This window comes from Paenibacillus sp. Dod16, assembly GCF_049893405.1.
GTDB lineage: Bacteria > Bacillota > Bacilli > Paenibacillales > Paenibacillaceae > Paenibacillus_AQ.
Map to the genome: position 1 here is coordinate 16,734 of NZ_JBNDYG010000011.1, position 17,157 is coordinate 33,890.

Genomic DNA, 17,157 nt, shown 5'->3' on the forward strand with positions numbered 1-17,157 from the left:
CCCGTTTCCGATTCATGTACCTTCCGCTGCTTTACTTAACAGACCAAGTGTCTCTTCTCCATTGCAGCACTTCATTAATCCGATCCTCATAAGCCTTGATGTTGAGCTTGCGGATATCAGTGACGTACTCATCCCAGACGCTGTCGAATTCTTCCGGTTTAGCAAGAATGGCTTTTGGCAAGTACTTCGTGGACAACTCATTTTGCTTCGTATTCACGATTTTCGCCTCAGATCCGTCTACCAGGTCGACCGACCATGCCGGGTAAGCAATCTCGTTCTCAGGAGCTGGACTGAAGAAGTCAACATAGCTGTTGAAACCGTATTGGGCAAGGAAGTTCTTGTCATACTCTCTCAAAGCGGCTACCATTTCTTCAGGCTGTGCAGCGCCGTCCGTAGCGTTGCCGTCCGAGAATAAACCTTCCATTTTTGGTGCTTGACCGTGGAAAGAATCGGCTTTATTCGCGAGCTTCCAGGTTGCATCGGTAAACAGATCGCGCTGCTCTTGCGTTTTCATGAAGCGGCCGTCCTTGACAATGTAATCTTCCCCTTCGATCCCCCAGGACAAGATTTTTTGCCAATCTTCTTGAATCAGCGTATCCAACAATTTGATAATTCTGATTGCCTGCTCTTCGGATGCGTTGACCGTGATCCCGAAACCGTTGTTGAGGTTCAGAGCCGGACGATCTTTGTAATGATCCTTGATACTTTCATCAAATACAAGCGGAAGACCGACATACGTTCTTTCATCTTTCTTCTGGGTAATCAGCGCGTCCTCTGCGCTTTGGAAGTTCCAGTGCTGGTCAAACATGCCAAGAACTGCACCGCTGGAGATTTTCGCCATATACTGGTCAAAGTTCTGGGTGAACGTTTCCTTATCGATGATACCCAGGGCATTCATTTCGTTCAGCTTTTTATAATAACGTTTGGCATAGTCCTTATCGGCAAAAATTTCCGCCTTGCCGTCTTTAACAACTACACCGCCGTCATTCGGATGACCGATCAAATGCTGAGGAGCATTGAACAGGCCCCAGTTTTTCCAGTCATAGTTCAGAATTTCAAAGCCAATCGTCGGGGTACCGTCAATGGTCGGATGCTTTTCCTTGTATTGTTTAATGATGTCAAAATATTGATCCAAGGTTTTAACCTCTGGATATCCTGCCTCTGCCAATACGTCCTTCTGAATCCAGAAGGCTGGGCCCGAATAATAAGACGAGGTAACATCAGCATTCGTTACACCGTAGTTTGGAAGATTGTAAATATGACCGTCATTCGGGTCTTTCATCATGTTCCAGTACTTCTCATAATGCTTCTTCAAGTTTGGCGCATGTTCTTCAATCAAATCCTCGAGCGGGATAAAGGCACCGGCAGCTGTCAGCTTTTGATTCGCTGTCATCATGTCCGGATAATCGCCGCCTGCAATCATAACGCCGAGCTTCTGGTCAATATCGCCTGCCAGGAACTCGAATTTGAAGGATGCTCCTGTCTTTTCCCTGATTAATTTATAAATCTTGTTGTCAGGCGTTGGTTGCTGGTCGGGCTGACCGATAAAAACACTCACCTCAAATGGTTCGATCTTATCCCCGTCCGTCCCGGGTGTTGTTTGTTCTGCGGAGTCCTTTGCTTCCGGCTGGGCCCCGCTATTCCCGTTTCCGCCCCCGCAGCCCGTAAGCACGATGCAAAGCGACAACAGCAACACCGTGCTGAGCCGAAGCCATGATTTTGTCTTCCCCCCCATAAAAGCACCTCCGTCATAATGTGGTTACATCGTTGGTCGATACGCCTCTTCATGTAACCTTCCTTTATTTTAAAAGCGCTTTCAAAGGCGAACTATACTATAATTAAAGCATTAACCTTAAAAACTTTAGAACATCCTCTTCTTGAACTCATTCGGTGCCATGCCCCATCTTTTTTCGAAATGCTTAAGGAATTGGTTGTAGTGGGTGTAGCCGACCCTTTCGGCGATTTCGCTGTTCTTCAGCTTGTTCTGCTTTAACAGCGCGGCCGCTTCCTCAATCCGCAAATTATGTATGAGTTCGTTGAAGCCAATCCCATTCTTACGCATCAGCAGCTGGCCGAGATAGACGGGATGCAGATAAAAAAGCTCCGCCAATCGCTTAATGGTCAGATTCTCCCGGTAGTGCTGCCGAATATAATCGTTAATCTCCTGGATTATGCCTTGCGAATGCCGGGCCTGCTCCTTGAGAAGAAGCTCGATGCACTCTTCCCCGAAGCGCAGCAGCTCTCCCATCAAGTCGTTCAAATGGAAGGTTCCGTCCGTTAATCCAGCTGCATTAGATTTGGCTGCCAGGATTCGAGCTTCCGCACCTTCCGCCTCCCTCACCAAATCCATGATTTTATACAAAACATGGATCACCATTTTCTTCACGATCCCCGGCGCGATTCGCTGCTCCGCAAACCTGGACGCAGCCAATCCGGCAGCCTCGCGGTATCCCTTCTTGTCGAGGAGTTCCACGGACCTGATGACATCATCCATCAGGTTCGTGGGGTAACGATAATGAAACGGCCGATCCCGTACCTCTTCATATGAAATCATCCCGCCGTACGCCGGAACGTAAAATTGATGCTCGATGGCTTCCTTGGCGGTTTCGTAGCAGCGACGGATATGCACGAGAGACTGCTGGCCTTCTCCTACAGCCATAAACAGCCGCTGTCCTGCATAATGGCGGACCAGCTCGCGGATCGTGCCTGAGGGTACGCTCCCGTTGTCAGGGGAATAACCGTTCACCAAACCAAGCCGGTTCGATTCCAGATCGATGACATACTCCGAATTCGCGTGGGCTGACAAGCGGGCGACGGTTTCCTTGACGTCAGGAAACAAGGCAGACTCCGCTTGGATCAGACATACGTTCCACTCTTGATGGGCGGAGGATAAAACCTGAAGCCTCGACAGGCCGCTAGCCCTAAGCGGCATCTCCAAGAGCGTTTGCATGATCAGCGAAACATCCTCTTCCCTCTTAGCAATCGCGCTCAGGCTTAATCTGCGATGCTCCTGCATCAGCTCAGCATGAATCTTGCCGAGCTCCTCCTCGGCTTCCTCTGCAATAATAGGCTTCAGCATGTAGTGATGGATGCCGTGCCGCAATGCCTTCCTTGCATATTCAAATTCACTGTAGCCGCTCATGATGGCAAATTTCACACCGCTATCCCGGTGATGCTGCTGCCAGGTTTCAATCATATGAAGCCCGTCCATTAGCGGCATGTTTACATCGGTAATGACCAAATCCGGCGCAAGCCCATGAATCATCTTCAAGCCTTCCACTCCGTTGCCCGCGGTTCCGCAGACGCTAAACCCCAAGCGTTCCCAATCGATCCACAGCGCCAGCCCTTCCAGCGCACCCGGTTCGTCATCGATCAACAGCACTTTGAAAGGCATGGTTCTCCCCCTCTCCGCCTTCATGCTCCCGGGACTCCAACAGCCGGATCGGAATCTCGAATGAAACGGTTGTCCCTTGATTCGGGGTGCTGGCAATGTCGAAAATGACATGATCGTCGTAGTACAGCTCCAGCCGCCGATATACGTTTCGAATGCCGAAGCTGTTGCCCGAGAACTGCTCGTTGCGAACCGAGAGAATAATGTCCCGTAGCTTGCTTTGCTCAATGCCCTTACCGCTATCCGAAATGACGATGCGAAGATAATCACGGGCAACCGAAGCGCTTATGGTCACCAGACCCGCTCCATCCATCGCCTGCAGGCCATATTTGCATGCATTCTCAACGAGCGGCTGAATGCTCATTTTCGGAATTTTATAATGAAGCGCTTCCATATCGATGTTGAATTGATATTCGAATTTATCCCGAAAGCGGAATTTTTCGATTTTGAGATACATTTCAATAAATCTGATTTCCTCCTCCACGGAGACCAAATCCTCTCTCCAGCTCAGGAGTCTGCGAAGCAGCTTGGACAAGCTTTTGATAATATCCGTCACATCCGTGTATCGATTCTTCGTGCAGACCACCAATATCGCATTCAGGGTATTGAACAGGAAATGGGGATTCATCTGGCTCTGCAAAAAGTTCAATTCAGCCCGAACCCGCTCCATCTCCAGGCTTTTCTTCTGAATCTCCAGCTTGTACACATTGTTGATCAGGGAGTTCATCTTCGCTGTCATCTGATTGAAATTCCGGATGAGTCCGCCGATTTCGTCCCGGCCTTCGTCCAGTTCAATCAAGTCGAATTTCTCGTTGCTCACCTTCTGCATATGACGGGACAAACGCTTCACCCGGTAATTGTAGGACCGGAGCATAACGGTAATAAAGACCGCCGCAACCAGCGTAACAACCGCTGCCAATACAACGGTAAACAGCTGCATATCCAGCATGGCGCTCGTAATCCGGCTCCCCCGGTTGATGCCGATCAGCTTCCATCCCTTCACGTACCTGGCCGTTCCGATCGAGAACACATGCCGATCCTCTTCGTCGTATTGCTCCAGGTCAAGCTTCGAATATGCGCTGTACTTCCCTCTTTCATAACCGCTGCTGGCCGACATAATAATCTCATTGTTCTCGTTCACCAAATACATATCCAGATAATCGCGTTCCCGTACAATAACGTCATAGATCTTGCTCAGGTCGATGTCGATGCGAAGCAGCTTCTCATAAGTGGAATAGCTATCAAAATAATCCATCTTCTCAATGACGCTTAAATACGGAACCGTCGAAGCCGAATTGCTTGCCTCCGTAGCCCTGTATGCCGCCACCAGCACCGGATGGGCCGAGCTCTTCCACAACGCATACCAGTCGCTCTCGAGCACGTTATCGTTGATCACATGATAATTGCCGCCGGACACAATGGTGGAATTTTCGGTGAAGATGCTAATCCGCTGAATCTGGTTGTTAACCGGTATGTAGCTCGTTACCCGATTCCGGAGCTGTTCATCAAAGGTTTCGTAGAAGTCCAGCTGGGACTCATACTCGCGATCGAGCATTTCGTAAAGGGTCTTATCCGTACTCAGCGCATGACTTACAGCCACCCCGCCGTCGATGAAATTATGAATATCCTTCCTAGCCCGCTCCATCGAGATATCGAGGTTCTGCTCCTCTCTCTCCCGGATCAGCTCCGACATCCGATCCATAAAGATGAGGTTGACCACCAGAATAGGCAGCAGTACACCAATGACAAAAATAAGAAAAAATTTAGTTTTCAACGGAATATCGTTCACGAAATTCCCCAGCCTGAACATTCTCTTCATGAAGGCACCCTCCCGGTTTAGCGCTGCTTGCTTTCAACATGATTCTTGTAATTCGAGGGCAGAATCCCGGTTGTCAACTTAAACTTATGGATAAAATAGTCCGCGTTCGGGAACCCGACATGGAGCGCAATCTCGGAAACCTTCATTCCGCTCCGTTTCAGCAGCAGCTTGGCCTCCTCGATCCGCTTGTCATTCAGGTATTCCTTGAACGGCTTGCCAGCATGCTTCTTGAACAGCTGCCCCAAATAGGTGGCGTTCATATGGAAATGTCGTGCCAAATCCTGAAGCTGAAGCCTGCTCCGGTACTCCCGGTCGACATACTGAATCACTTGAAAAATGGTGTTGTGCTCGTTAAGCTTGCTTAACTCTTCCAGCTGCGAAGCGGCCTCAAACGCGAGCAACCGCATATAATTCTTCAACGGCGCTTTATGGCAAGCATCACTCAGATGACCAAGCTTCCTTTGCAGCCGGTTCATGAATAGATCCGGATCTCCATTCATTTCCGCGATTCTTCGACACAGCTTCAATTCCAGATCGGCCACATCGGCTTGAAAAGCCCTCAGGTGGAGGAGATGATCGGGCATGGCCGCAAAAATCCGCGCCAAGCATGACTCGATGGACGCATGCTCCCCCGCCATAATCATGGAAAGCAATTCGTCCATCCATCCGCAGGGAAGTCCCCGGAGCCGCTCGTCTCCTCTCGGTTCTTGGCAACAAAACACGCCGCTTCGGCCTTGGCTTCGCTTATCGTCGCGCACCTCCGCGCTTTGCCTGTAAAGCTTTCCGATCGCCTGGATTCCCTCCCCTGTGCCGCTTAACGCCACGATAACCGGCCCTTCAAGCTCCCGGGCCAGAGCAGACTGCAACTGCAGCGCAGTCTCCATGACCTCATCCGGAGTCGAATGCTCGACATGCAGCACCACTCCGATGCTCCCGCTATTGTCCTGGAAGCATCCCAGTAAGCTCGGGGGCCCGTAATCGGTCATCCATTCGATCCAATCCACTCCCGTTTCAGTAATCCCTGTTTCAATCAATAGGCACTGCAGCAGCGGCTCGCCCTGGATTTGCATCGCATTGCTGGCTTGCTCGGCCAAATCAGGGCTCAACTCTTCCCGAATGAGCCGGTTCAACAAATAATGGACGGCAAGGCCCGCTTTCTTCCGGTAGCTGCGTTCAGCGTCTCGTTCGTCCCGGATCTCATGGCTGAGCTTGGCAAGCACTGCCTCGATCTCCTCGTCATCAATCGGCTTCAGCAAATACTCGGCGACCCGTTGGCGCATGGCTTGATGCGCGTACCCAAAATCATCATATCCGCTCAAAATAACGAATTTAGGAGGAAGGGGCAGTATCCGTTTGCTGTGCTCAATCAATTCCAGGCCGTTCAGGACTGGCATGTGGATATCCGTCATCACCAGCTCGGGCTTCAACTGTTCCATTAACTTTAGCGCTTCCGGAGCGCTCAGGGCTTCTCCGCATATTTGAAATCCAAACCGGTTCCAATCGATCATGGTTCGAAGTCCTTCCAGAACCCACGGTTCATCGTCCACCAGAAGTACATTGAACAATACCCTCGTCCCCTTTCATGATATGTTAGATGTAAGCGCACTCATTTTACCTTATACTACCATACTAGTATATCTGTGAGAATATACTGCAGCTCCTCTGCTTTATATTGGTATCCTGGTCAGAACACAAATAACCCGTAAGCGGGGTTCCTATACAAGAACTCCGCTTACGGGCTGCTTAAGCTCGCCTACCCCTTAATTCCGGATAAAGTAACGCCTTCAATAATATATTTCTGCCCGATGATATACACGATGAGAACCGGGACGAGCGCAATGGAGGCCCCCGCCATCATCAGTGTCCAATCCGTTGAATACATGCCCCGGTACAAATTCAGCATCATCGGCACGGTAAACTTATCCGTGCTGCTGAGAAATATCAGCGGGTTAAAGAAGTTGTTCCACATCCCGAGAAAGGTGAAAATTCCGAGTGCCGATAAAGCCGGTTTGATTAGAGGAAGCATGATCCGGGCGTAGATCGTCCAGCGATTCGCACCGTCCACGATGGCAGCCTCTTCCATCTCCTTCGGAATGCCTCTGAAGAATTGCCGGAGCAAAAACACCCCGAAGGCGTTCAGCAGCGCAGAAGGGACGATAATCGCCAGATGCGTATCCAGCCATCCGATATTTTTCATGATCAGATAAAGCGGAATAATGGTCACTTGTCCGGGCACCATCATGGTTGCCAGAAACAGAATGAACAGCGGCTCCCGGAACGGGAACGTGATTTTGGCAAAAGCATAAGCCGCCATGGAGCAGGTAACCAGCTGTGAAACCACGACGATTATATTGATGTAGAAGCTGTTGAAATACGCACGCCCGAACGGCAGCGCCGTCAGTGAATCCTTATAGTTGGACCAGATGAACGGGTCCGGAATCCACTTGGGCGGAACGACGAATACTTGCGACAAATCCTTGAGCGAGCTCAGCACCATCCACACAAACGGCAGGGCCATCATGCAGGCGCCTAGGACCAGCACGATATGCAGCACCACGGTGGACATCCTCAATCCCCGATGTATCATTCATTTTCCCTCCTTCCTAAAGGTTCGACCATCAGTCTTCGTAATGCACCCACCGCTTGGACATTTTCATCTGGAACAAGGTAAGCGACAGAATCATCACGAACAAGATGACCGCCGATGCCGTGCTCTTGCCAAAGGTAAAGTCCGCAAAGGCGGTCTCGTAGATGTGATAGACAAGCGTATAACTTGCCTTCGCCGGCCCGCCGGAGGTCATGACAAACGACTGGTCGAACACCTGAAAGGAACCGATAATGGACATGATCGTTACGAAAAAGGTCGTCGGGGACAGCAGCGGTATCGTAATATGGATCAGCTGCTGCCATTTGCCGGCGCCGTCAATTTCGGCTGCCTCGTAATAACTTCTCGATATGCCCTGAAGCCCGGCAAGGAACAGCACCATGTTGCCTCCCAGCCCCATCCAGACGCTCAGCAGAGCAATCGAAGGCATCACGTACCTGGAATCCGTCAGCCAGGAGGGGCCCGTTATCCCGAACCACTGCTGCAGGTACATGTTAATAAGGCCGAAGTCGGCGTTGAACAGCCACATAAACACAACGGCGACGGCAACGGACATCGTAATGTTCGGCATGAAGTAGATCAGCCGGTACAGAATCTTCCCTCGAACCCGGTTCAAGCCTACCGCTACCAGCATGGCGAGAACGATGCCTGTCGGTACCGACAAAATCGTGTAATACACCGTGTTCACCAGTGCGATGTGGAACTCCTCATCCTGAAGCTGGGACACGAAATTTTGGAGACCGATAAACTTCTTGGCTCCCATGCCGTCCCAGTTCATCATGCTGATGACAAAAGCCGAGATGAGAGGGACCAATGAAAAAGCGATCAAACCGATCATCTGGGGAAAGATAAAAAAGTAGCCCCATAAACCGTCGGACGTCTTGCTCTTTAAGGTCGTTCTCCTCTCCGGAATCCGCTCCGGAGAAGGAGCGGCTCCGGAGCTTCCTGCAGGCTGCGTGTTCATTTCATCTCACCGTTCCTCCCCAGAGCTGGATCAATTCTTGCCGCTCTTGTAATCCTGAATTTTCTTGTTGGCCATATCCTGAATATCCTTCAAGGAGCTTTCCAGATCCTGATCTTTCAGCCACAGCGCCTCGAACTTGGACGTAATATCCTGGCTAAGTCCGGGAATACCGGCCTCGAACGGAGTCAGGGAATACCCGATCTCACGCGCGTCCAGGAATAACTGGGCATGCTCCGGCAGATTGCCTTCCAGCACCACTTCATCCGTTCCCTGTACCGACGGGACCGCATTGCCGCCGCCCTGCAGGCGGAAACGTTGACCCTCTTTGCTTACGTACTCGGAGAAGAAGGTGTATGCCGCTTCCTTATTCTTCGATGCCTTGTTCATCACCATGTATGCGGTCGGGATACCGGCAGGCTCGATTTTATTGCCGGTATTGGTTGGCCATGTGACCACGTCATATTCAAGCCCTTGATTCTTCTTGAACAGCGGCAGGTACCAGCGGCCTGCAGCTACAAATCCGACCTGGTTGGACATAAACATGGCATCCCCGCCCTGCCCTTTGGGAAGCGTGCCGGAGAAGGTAATGTTTTTGGATTTCACGTTGTCGTACAGGAAGCGGAACGCCTCCATCGCCTTCGGATCCGAAGCCGCTACGAAGTTCCCTTCGTCGTCGTATACTCGGCCGCCGTTGGAAGTAACCCAGCTGTGATAGCTGTTCCAGGAGTTATCCAGCACGTAGCCGTACTTTTTGCTGTCCCGAATCTTGTCCGACATTTCCTTGAATTTGTCCCAGGTCCACTGTCCGTTCGCCTGAAGGTCGGCCGGCATCTCGGTGATCCCTGCTTCCTTCAGCACCTTCTTGTTGTACCACAGCACCATCGGATTACAGTCCACCGGCACCCCGAAGGTCTGACCGTCCCGAACGGCTGCGCCCCACAAGCCTTCAAAATAATCCTCCTTCTTGATCACGCTTTCCGGTGCGTCCATATACGGCGTCAAATTCTCAATGCTCTGATTCTCGATCAGTTTCACAACCAGGGCGTCCCCTGCATAGAAGATATCCGGGGCGGTCCCTCCTGTTAATTGGGTTAATATTTTCTGATCATATTCGCCCGGAATCGGAATAAATTCGACCTCAATGTCCGAGTGCTTCTTATTAAAGTCCTTCGTGAGCTCCTGAAAGCGGGTAAGCTCGCCGGGATTTCCCCAGGTCGCCCATTTGATCTTGACCTTCTCACCGCTTCCGGACTCCCCACCTTCTGATGTTCCACCGCCTCCACACGCTTGGAGTATGGATGATAGTAGAAGAATGATTGCAAGCAATGACCCTCTCACCTGTTTCCTTGTCATTTCATTTCCTCCATTCAAACCAGATTTGGACTCGCTGGTAAGCTCTTGTAAACGCTTTAATTATAAAATTTTGACAAAAAGCTTTTGAACGGATTTTGTTCCGAAAAAGTGGATTCTTTTCCGATCCTATGAAATTCCCATTATTTTCGATGCTGTCCCTGGTATTCCGCGGGCGTCATGCCTACCATCTTCTTGAACAGTTTGCTGAAGTATTTCACGTCATTGAATCCGGAGCGATCCGCCACCTCATACACGCGCAGCGATGTGGTGGAGAGCAGCTCCTTGGCCCGTTTCAGCCGCAGATCAATCACATAGTCAATGAAGTTATGTCCGGTGACGCGCTTAAACATTTCGCTAAAATAGTTGCGGCTTACGGCCACTTCGTCCGCCACCTCCTGCAAGGAGATCGGCTCGGCAAAGTGCGCCTTAATATATTGAACGGCCTGCAGCACGATCCGTTCATGCAGCGTGGATTCCGGTAAGGGGTGCCGCATAGCCTCCTCACGCAAGGTATGGAAGCCTTGGAGCACCAACTCTTTCACTTCCTCCACCGAACGAAGCTTGCCCACTTCCCCGATCTGCGGAAGCGGCGGGCCGCCGGGAAGATGAAACATAGCGAGCAAGCTCAGAAGTTCCTCTGCTTCCCGGAGAACCTCCTGCTTCTTCATCCGTCCGGGCTGCCAGCGCTGCATGACCGACTGCAGCCGCTCTTCGGTTTTGACCATGTTTCCGACCGCCAGGGCGGCTCTAAGGGCATGCATCTCGGAAGCAGACGTCTTCTGGGCCAAATCGGCATCGGTAAGAGGGAGCTCCTCTGCCCGAAGAATCTGTTGATCTCGATGGAAGAAAAGGCCCTCCAGGCTCTCGCTAGCTTCTCGAAACGCTTCCTGCAGCTTATCCATGCCGTTATATCTCCTGCTGAGCCCCATGGTGCATCGGATCGGCAGATGGATAGCCGCTTCGTGCTCTAAAACCTGCCGATTTGCTTCGTCCCCTAACGGCAAGCATACAGCGATCCGGTCCGTCTCCAGCCGAACTGCCAGCGCCTCCGGCACCTGGTCATACAGCTGTTCCATTAATCGCTCGATCTCGTCATGCCAATCCTTGTGCTGCACCCCTGCCGTGCCAGCCCCTGGGTCAGAATCAAGCTGGAGCACGGCCAGCATATAAGCGCCGTTAAGATTTCGTGCTTCCAGGCTGGCGATTGCGCCCGGCTCTCCGGAAAGAGCCTGAAAGAGCATTTTCTCGGCGGCCTTCTTCTTATTCAGCCGCTGCTGCTGCTCATGCTCGGTCAGAATCCGCTGCATCTGCTTCTCCTCTTCCAGCTTCAGACGCATGTGATCAAGCACGGCACCCAGAGAGTCCGCATCGAGCGTCGGCTTGAGAATGTAATCGGAAGCACCAAGCCTGATGCCTTCGCGCACGTATTCGAAATCGCTATGACAGCTGAGCAGCAGTACCTTTACCCAAGGACAAAGCTCCCTTGTCCGACGGGTCAGTTCTAACCCGTCCATGACCGGCATCGCGATATCCGTGATCAGAATGTCCAAATCCCCGTTTACGATCCACTTCATGGCCCGCTGTCCATTCGAGGCCTCGCCCACAAGCCGGTAACCGTATTTCTCCCAGTCGAAGGTCGAGCGCAGCCCCGTACGCGCGATCGCTTCGTCATCCACGAGCAGCACTCTGTACATAATCGTCCCCCCTTTGTCTCGCAAACGTGATTGTGACCCGCGTTCCTCCGTCTTCCGGGCTTTCCACCCATACCCCATATCTGCTGCCGTAATACAGCTGAACTGTCTGGTGAACATGACACAGGCCGATATGGGTCATGCCATGCTTGGAGTGATCCTGCTCATAGGACAGCAGTCCTTTTATTCGTTCAGGCTTAATGCCGACTCCATTGTCCTCGATCCGTACCATGACATCCTGCTGCTGCGATGTTATCCGGATCTGAATGACGCCCCTTTCATCAAGCGGGGCAATTCCGTGAAAGATCGCATTCTCCACGATCGGCTGCAGCAGCATCCGGGGAACATAAAGGCCCTCCATCTCCTCGGGGCAATCGATCCTTAACTCGATTTGGTGGTCATAGCGGTAATTCTGGATGATCATATATTTGCGAAGCAGCTCCAGTTCATCGCCAAGGCGTATGAACACCCCATTGCGCTCCAGGCTCCCCTCCAGCAGATGAACAAGGGCCGTAACCGATTGATCCACGTCATTCGTCCGGTTCAGCTTGGCCATCCAGCGGATCGAGTTCAGCGTATTGTAGAGAAAATGGGGATTGATCTGATACCGCAGCGCGCGGATTTCGGCTTTTTTCTTTTCGGACTCCTCCGCGGCGATGCGCCGGATCAGGAGGTCGATCTGCTCTATCATTTTGTTAAAGCTTCTGCCCAACTGACCGATCTCGCTGGGTCCTACATTCTTGCTGCGGACCGATAAATCGCCTGCCTCGCTTCTGCGCATCAAGCGGCTCAGGTGAACGAGCGGATTGCCGATTCTCCGCGTCATGAAATAACCCATGCCGATCGCTGCCAGAATCGATCCGAATACAATCCAGACCGTGAAGCTCCGGATACTGGCGGAATCGGCCGTTAGTTCCTTCAGCGGCACCATGCCTACCACATGCCAGCCGTTGTTCAGGCGCGAGGGGATCATCAGCGTTTTGTTGTTGTTTAAGTTATATTCCGTCAAATCCGAGGGCAGCTTGATCCGGGACTGCCTCCCGTACATCGAAGGATCCGGATGATAGAAGTAACGATTCTCGTCATTGGCCACGTACATATACCCCGTGTCCCCGAACTGGACGTGGTTTAATTCATCGATCAGGACATCCCCCATAATCTCGATAAACATGACTCCGACAATCTCCCCTGTATCCCAGCTCCGAATCGCCCGACCTAGTCCGAAGACCGGAAATCCCATTCCCGTTTGCTTCAGGTAGGAGGTATCCGACAAGCCGAACCATACCGCCTGTCCGTTCGCCTCCAGAATCGATCGATACCATGGAGAATCCCACTGGTCCGGGATGGACATCAAGGAATCGGCACTGAGAACCGAATTGTTACGCTGCACGTCAAACACGTACACGTCCAATATCTCCGGCGAGTTAATCATGATGGAGGTCAGCAGGTCCTTCCCCTCCTTCACCTTCAATGTCAGGTCATACTTACTGATATTCTGATCCTCTAGTATGCCGTGAACTACCTTGCTGTTCAGCACCATCATCGAGGAATCGTCCAGCTTCTTGAAGAACATGTTCAGCTTGTCACTGACTTGGGTGATGGTGAGGGAAGCCACTTTACTGACCTGTTCCTCCACGATCGAGGCCGATTTGTTATACGACAGGAACCCCATAATGAGAACCGGGAGTGTTGTGCCGATGAAAAAAAACAAAAACAGTTGAGTGACAATGGAATGAAGACGATGATATCCCCGCATACAAGCTCCCTCCGTTTCATAAAATGAAAACTGCGAACCTTTTACGATAGCGCTTACATAACTGTTTGACCTTCTTTCTTCTTCCTTTTCACCTTCTGCCTTTCCCTTACCTCCTTCTCTAACATCCCGCTCCGGAGCACCATGAAGGTCCTGTTGTATCCCTCGCTCCCGGGTGTAATCATCGTATTATGTTTTCATGTCGATGTCCCTAAGTCCATCTGCTTATGTTTGGGCTGCGCAAATAAAAAAAGAGATGGACCCGAAAATCTCGGGTCCATCTCTTTATATGTGGATATAATGCCGCCTTCTAGGCTTAGTAAGCCAGTGTAAACAAACCGTTGATGTGGGACAGGTAACGCATGTTACTTGCTTCTTTCATCAAGGTTGCAGGCAGACCTTTCAATTGGGTCTTGTTAGCGCCAATGGTACCGATGGCATCTTTACGTCCCAAGCTGCCGAGCGTACCGGAGAATACCGGTGTGAACGAAGCTGGTGCGCCGCCGTTCAATTGAGCGAAGATGTTGTAGCCGATCAGCTCGCCCATTTGCCATGCGAGCTGTGCCGTTGGAGGGTATGGACGACCTTCAGGTCCCATAACCACCGCGCTGTCGCCTGCAACGTATACATCAGGGTGAGATGCGGATTGCAGGAATTCGTTAACAACCGCACGTCCGCGATTGACTTCGATGCCGCAGTTAGCCACAACGGAGTTGCCCTGTACGCCGCCAGTCCATACCAATGTGCTGGTTTCGATCGTGCTGCCGTCTTTCAGTTCAACGGTTGTACCGTCCATTTTGGTAATTGGCAATCCGGTCAGGAAGTTCACGCCGCGTTTCTGCAGGCTTGTTGTCGCGCGGTCAACCAATTCAGCAGGGAAGCCCGGCAGAATCGAAGGAGCTGCTTCAACACAATAAAGCGTGATTTCTTGTGGGTCAATACCGTATTTGCGAGCCAGCTCGCTTCTCATATCGGCATATTCACCAACAAGCTCAACGCCAGTCAAGCCGCCGCCGCCAACCACGATGGTAGCGTCCGCTTTGTTTTTCGTTTTGCTGTATTCCGCAATGCGGGACTCTACATGAGCACGCAGACGATTAGCATCGTTCACGGACTTCAGAATGAAGCTGTTCTCTTGCAGTCCCGGAATGCCGAAGAATGCCGTTTCACTGCCCAGTGCGATAACCAGGGCATCATAGGTGAAGTTTCCGCCGTCATCGAGGGAAACCGAACGCTCATCCGGCTTGATTTCCTTTACGTTGCCGATGCGCAGGTCAACGTTCGCGCCGCGCAGAAGCTTGTCGAGCGGCAAAGCTACTGCTTTCTCTGCGATGTTGCCTGCTGCCAGACGGTGCAATTCCGTAATGATCTGATGGGTTGGGAAACGGTTGATCAGCGTGATTTTTGCAGCAGCACCAAAATGCTCGCGTGCAGAAAGCGCACTAAGCAAGCCGCCATAGCCTCCGCCCAAAATTAAAATATGTTTAGACATGACCATCCTCCGTTCTTCGTATGATTATGGATTAACGCTTGTTTTGTTGGTCGCGCTCGTTAAGAACGTCCAAAAAAGCCTGAGCATAGCGAAGACCCTTTTGAACCTGAGGATCTTTCAGCATTTTCATCAGACCAAATACGCCGATCTGAGCTTGGTCGCCTTGAGCGTGTACACGGTCTCCGGCTTCGATGGCTGCAGATGCAACGCTTTTTGCTGCTGTCGTGATTGGCTTCGCGAATCCGCTAAGGGAAGCCATGGTGTCTTCCGCAAGCACGGGATCCGTAGCTACGGATTTACCGAAGTCATAAGCTTTAGTCATGACGGTCAGCATTTCCGTAAGTTTTGGAAGATTGTCCACGAGAGTTGTGAGGGATTCCTGAACCTCGGGCTTCAGCAGTTGTTCGAGCAGCACATCAGGACGGCTGGACGCCGCAGCTTCTTGGTTTCCTACAACATTTTCCGGAGTTTCGGACGGCTGTGGAGAAGATGTTTCTGTCATAAAGAATTGCCTCCTTTTCTTTAAGTGAATTCCCAAGATGAACTTGGCGACGATCGAACCGGCTAGCTTTAACTTTGGGATAACCGGTATCTATTATGCATCACTTACAAAAGTGCGAACTTATGGGTGACTCACTATCGCCAAAAATAAAGCAGGGGGAAATTTCCCCCTCCTTTATTCGGAAACAATCTTAGGGATTGTGATAAATATCTCTAAGTACTAGTCTATAACTTGTGAAGCATAATTACAAACATAAAATGCAATTTTCGACTACAAAGTTAGAACGCGATACTCGCTTTCTTCATATGTAACTCTTGTAACAGGGCTGCCGGAAAAGTCAAGCGCTTCCCGAAGCGGAATCCAAGCGGTACCGCCGATTAAATGAACATCCGAAGACACCGGTTTGCCCCCTGTTTGCATGGGGAATAGCAAGCCACCCACCGGGTCGGCTTCCCAGCGATTCCCTGCAAGTGTCACCTGTACGGTCTTGTTGTGAGACTTCCAGGTCACGCTTCCGCCGAGCCGCTCCACCAGGGATCGCAGCGGTACCATCAACCGGCCGTCCACCATTTTGTATTCACCTGCCGCGAACGCAGTCTCCATTCCTCCGAATTCCACAGCCAGCGTTCTCCCGGTCTCAAATAGCGCGGCATTGGCTGTGACATGCTCGCGAATCCACTGCTTTGAAGGCTGCGAAGCCTTACGAGCACTCTGCTGGGCACGAAATTGAACAGGCTGGATATCCGGAGACAATACGTCAAAGGCATAACCTTGCTTTTTATAATAGGAAATTATCTCCGGCAGGGCCTTGACGCTCTCAGCATGCCCTTTACCGTCATGAAGAAGCACGATCGCCTCATTGCCATTCACTTTTGTGGTTGCCCCTTTGACGATGTCTTTAACCGGAACGCCTCGATACTTGGAATCGCCGCTGTCGACGTTCCAATCGAATACATGATATCCCCCCTGCTTCATGTATTGAAAATAGGCTTCGTCAAAATGTCCGGCCGTCCCCCCGGGAGCTCTGACCAGCTGCGGCCGTTCACCCGTAATTAAACGAATGATTTCCTCCGTCTTCTTAATCTGCCCCCAGAAATCCTGAAAATGCCCGTAGAGCTCGTCATAACGATGATCATATGTATGATTCCCAATCACATGGCCTTCCTCATAGATGCGGTTGATAATTTCGGGACGGGTCTCCGCCTCCTTGCCCAGTACAAAAAATGTGCCTTTAATTCCTTCGCGCTTCAAAATATCCAGAACATCCAGCGTCAGATCCGATGGCCCGTCGTCAAATGTCAGGTATACCGTTTTGTCATTTTGTTTCTTATATTGAACAGGTGCGGCGTTCACGGCCGGTGTATTCTTGAATGCAGTCGTGACGATTGGCAGGCTGGCCTCTTCCGGCTTCACCTGTACATCCTGTCGAGTTATTGTCATTGACGCCGATGCCAGAGGAGCCTGTTCCACATATATGTCTATCGGCCGCTGGACCTCAAGCCCCATACCGATCATGATCAGCAATGCCAACACGCCGAAAAATACCGCAATTGATGTTACCCGCACCATATTTTTCATTATCAACTC

At 51.2% G+C, this 17,157-nt stretch carries 12 protein-coding genes; all 12 read right to left on the reverse strand.

Annotated elements, in window-relative coordinates:
- Nucleotides 1–31 precede the first annotated feature (31 nt).
- Entirely contained in the window at nucleotides 32–1,735 is a 1,704-nt protein-coding gene (locus ACPV3A_RS10830; RefSeq protein ID WP_145040907.1) for an extracellular solute-binding protein, read from the reverse strand.
- A 126-nt stretch (nucleotides 1,736–1,861) separates the two neighbouring features.
- Nucleotides 1,862–3,394: a response regulator transcription factor gene (locus ACPV3A_RS10835; protein ID WP_220686547.1), complete on the reverse strand. Its 1,533-nt coding sequence runs from the start codon at nucleotides 3,392–3,394 to the stop codon at nucleotides 1,862–1,864.
- Nucleotides 3,366–5,210: a histidine kinase gene (locus tag ACPV3A_RS10840; protein WP_426199517.1), complete on the reverse strand. Its 1,845-nt coding sequence runs from the start codon at nucleotides 5,208–5,210 to the stop codon at nucleotides 3,366–3,368. The genes ACPV3A_RS10835 and ACPV3A_RS10840 overlap by 29 nt, the downstream gene beginning before the upstream one ends.
- A gap of 17 nt (nucleotides 5,211–5,227) precedes the next feature.
- Nucleotides 5,228–6,775 carry a response regulator transcription factor gene (locus ACPV3A_RS10845; RefSeq protein ID WP_426199519.1) on the reverse strand — a complete coding sequence of 516 codons (1,548 nt, stop codon included), beginning with the start codon at nucleotides 6,773–6,775 and terminating at the stop codon, nucleotides 5,228–5,230.
- A gap of 188 nt (nucleotides 6,776–6,963) precedes the next feature.
- Nucleotides 6,964–7,797, reverse strand: coding sequence for a carbohydrate ABC transporter permease (locus ACPV3A_RS10850; RefSeq protein ID WP_113059342.1), 834 nt, complete (start codon nucleotides 7,795–7,797; stop codon nucleotides 6,964–6,966).
- Nucleotides 7,798–7,828: 31 nt separating this feature from the next.
- On the reverse strand, nucleotides 7,829–8,779 hold the full coding sequence (locus ACPV3A_RS10855) for a carbohydrate ABC transporter permease (protein ID WP_113059341.1): 951 nt from the start codon (nucleotides 8,777–8,779) through the stop codon (nucleotides 7,829–7,831).
- A gap of 30 nt (nucleotides 8,780–8,809) precedes the next feature.
- Nucleotides 8,810–10,132, reverse strand: coding sequence for an ABC transporter substrate-binding protein (locus tag ACPV3A_RS10860; RefSeq protein ID WP_071220850.1), 1,323 nt, complete (start codon nucleotides 10,130–10,132; stop codon nucleotides 8,810–8,812).
- Between the two features lie 140 nt (nucleotides 10,133–10,272).
- Nucleotides 10,273–11,826: a response regulator gene (locus tag ACPV3A_RS10865; RefSeq protein WP_426199522.1), complete on the reverse strand. Its 1,554-nt coding sequence runs from the start codon at nucleotides 11,824–11,826 to the stop codon at nucleotides 10,273–10,275.
- Nucleotides 11,801–13,579: a histidine kinase gene (locus ACPV3A_RS10870; RefSeq protein WP_426199524.1), complete on the reverse strand. Its 1,779-nt coding sequence runs from the start codon at nucleotides 13,577–13,579 to the stop codon at nucleotides 11,801–11,803. Before ACPV3A_RS10870 ends, ACPV3A_RS10865 begins: the two co-directional genes overlap by 26 nt.
- 313 nt (nucleotides 13,580–13,892) lie before the next feature.
- A complete protein-coding gene (locus ACPV3A_RS10875; protein WP_071220853.1) occupies nucleotides 13,893–15,068 on the reverse strand; it encodes an NAD(P)/FAD-dependent oxidoreductase in 1,176 nt (391 codons plus the stop codon).
- Nucleotides 15,069–15,099: 31 nt separating this feature from the next.
- A complete protein-coding gene (locus tag ACPV3A_RS10880; protein WP_194540930.1) occupies nucleotides 15,100–15,570 on the reverse strand; it encodes a DUF1641 domain-containing protein in 471 nt (156 codons plus the stop codon).
- Nucleotides 15,571–15,840: 270 nt separating this feature from the next.
- A complete protein-coding gene (locus ACPV3A_RS10885) occupies nucleotides 15,841–17,148 on the reverse strand; it encodes a polysaccharide deacetylase family protein (RefSeq protein ID WP_426199527.1) in 1,308 nt (435 codons plus the stop codon).
- Nucleotides 17,149–17,157: the final 9 nt, after the last annotated feature.

Bases quoted from the DNA above. Each gene is read 5' to 3' on its own strand.
- ACPV3A_RS10860 (WP_071220850.1), bottom strand. From the start codon at position 10,132: ATGACAAGGAAACAGGTGAGAGGGTCATTGCTTGCAATCATTCTTCTA.
- ACPV3A_RS10865 (WP_426199522.1), bottom strand. From the start codon at position 11,826: ATGTACAGAGTGCTGCTCGTGGATGACGAAGCGATCGCGCGTACGGGG.
- ACPV3A_RS10875 (WP_071220853.1), bottom strand. From the start codon at position 15,068: ATGTCTAAACATATTTTAATTTTGGGCGGAGGCTATGGCGGCTTGCTT.
- ACPV3A_RS10880 (WP_194540930.1), bottom strand. From the start codon at position 15,570: ATGACAGAAACATCTTCTCCACAGCCGTCCGAAACTCCGGAAAATGTT.
- ACPV3A_RS10835 (WP_220686547.1), bottom strand. From the start codon at position 3,394: ATGCCTTTCAAAGTGCTGTTGATCGATGACGAACCGGGTGCGCTGGAA.
- ACPV3A_RS10885 (WP_426199527.1), bottom strand. From the start codon at position 17,148: ATGAAAAATATGGTGCGGGTAACATCAATTGCGGTATTTTTCGGCGTG.
- ACPV3A_RS10870 (WP_426199524.1), bottom strand. From the start codon at position 13,579: ATGCGGGGATATCATCGTCTTCATTCCATTGTCACTCAACTGTTTTTG.
- ACPV3A_RS10855 (WP_113059341.1), bottom strand. From the start codon at position 8,779: ATGAACACGCAGCCTGCAGGAAGCTCCGGAGCCGCTCCTTCTCCGGAG.
- ACPV3A_RS10840 (WP_426199517.1), bottom strand. From the start codon at position 5,210: ATGAAGAGAATGTTCAGGCTGGGGAATTTCGTGAACGATATTCCGTTG.
- ACPV3A_RS10830 (WP_145040907.1), bottom strand. From the start codon at position 1,735: ATGGGGGGGAAGACAAAATCATGGCTTCGGCTCAGCACGGTGTTGCTG.
- ACPV3A_RS10850 (WP_113059342.1), bottom strand. From the start codon at position 7,797: ATGATACATCGGGGATTGAGGATGTCCACCGTGGTGCTGCATATCGTG.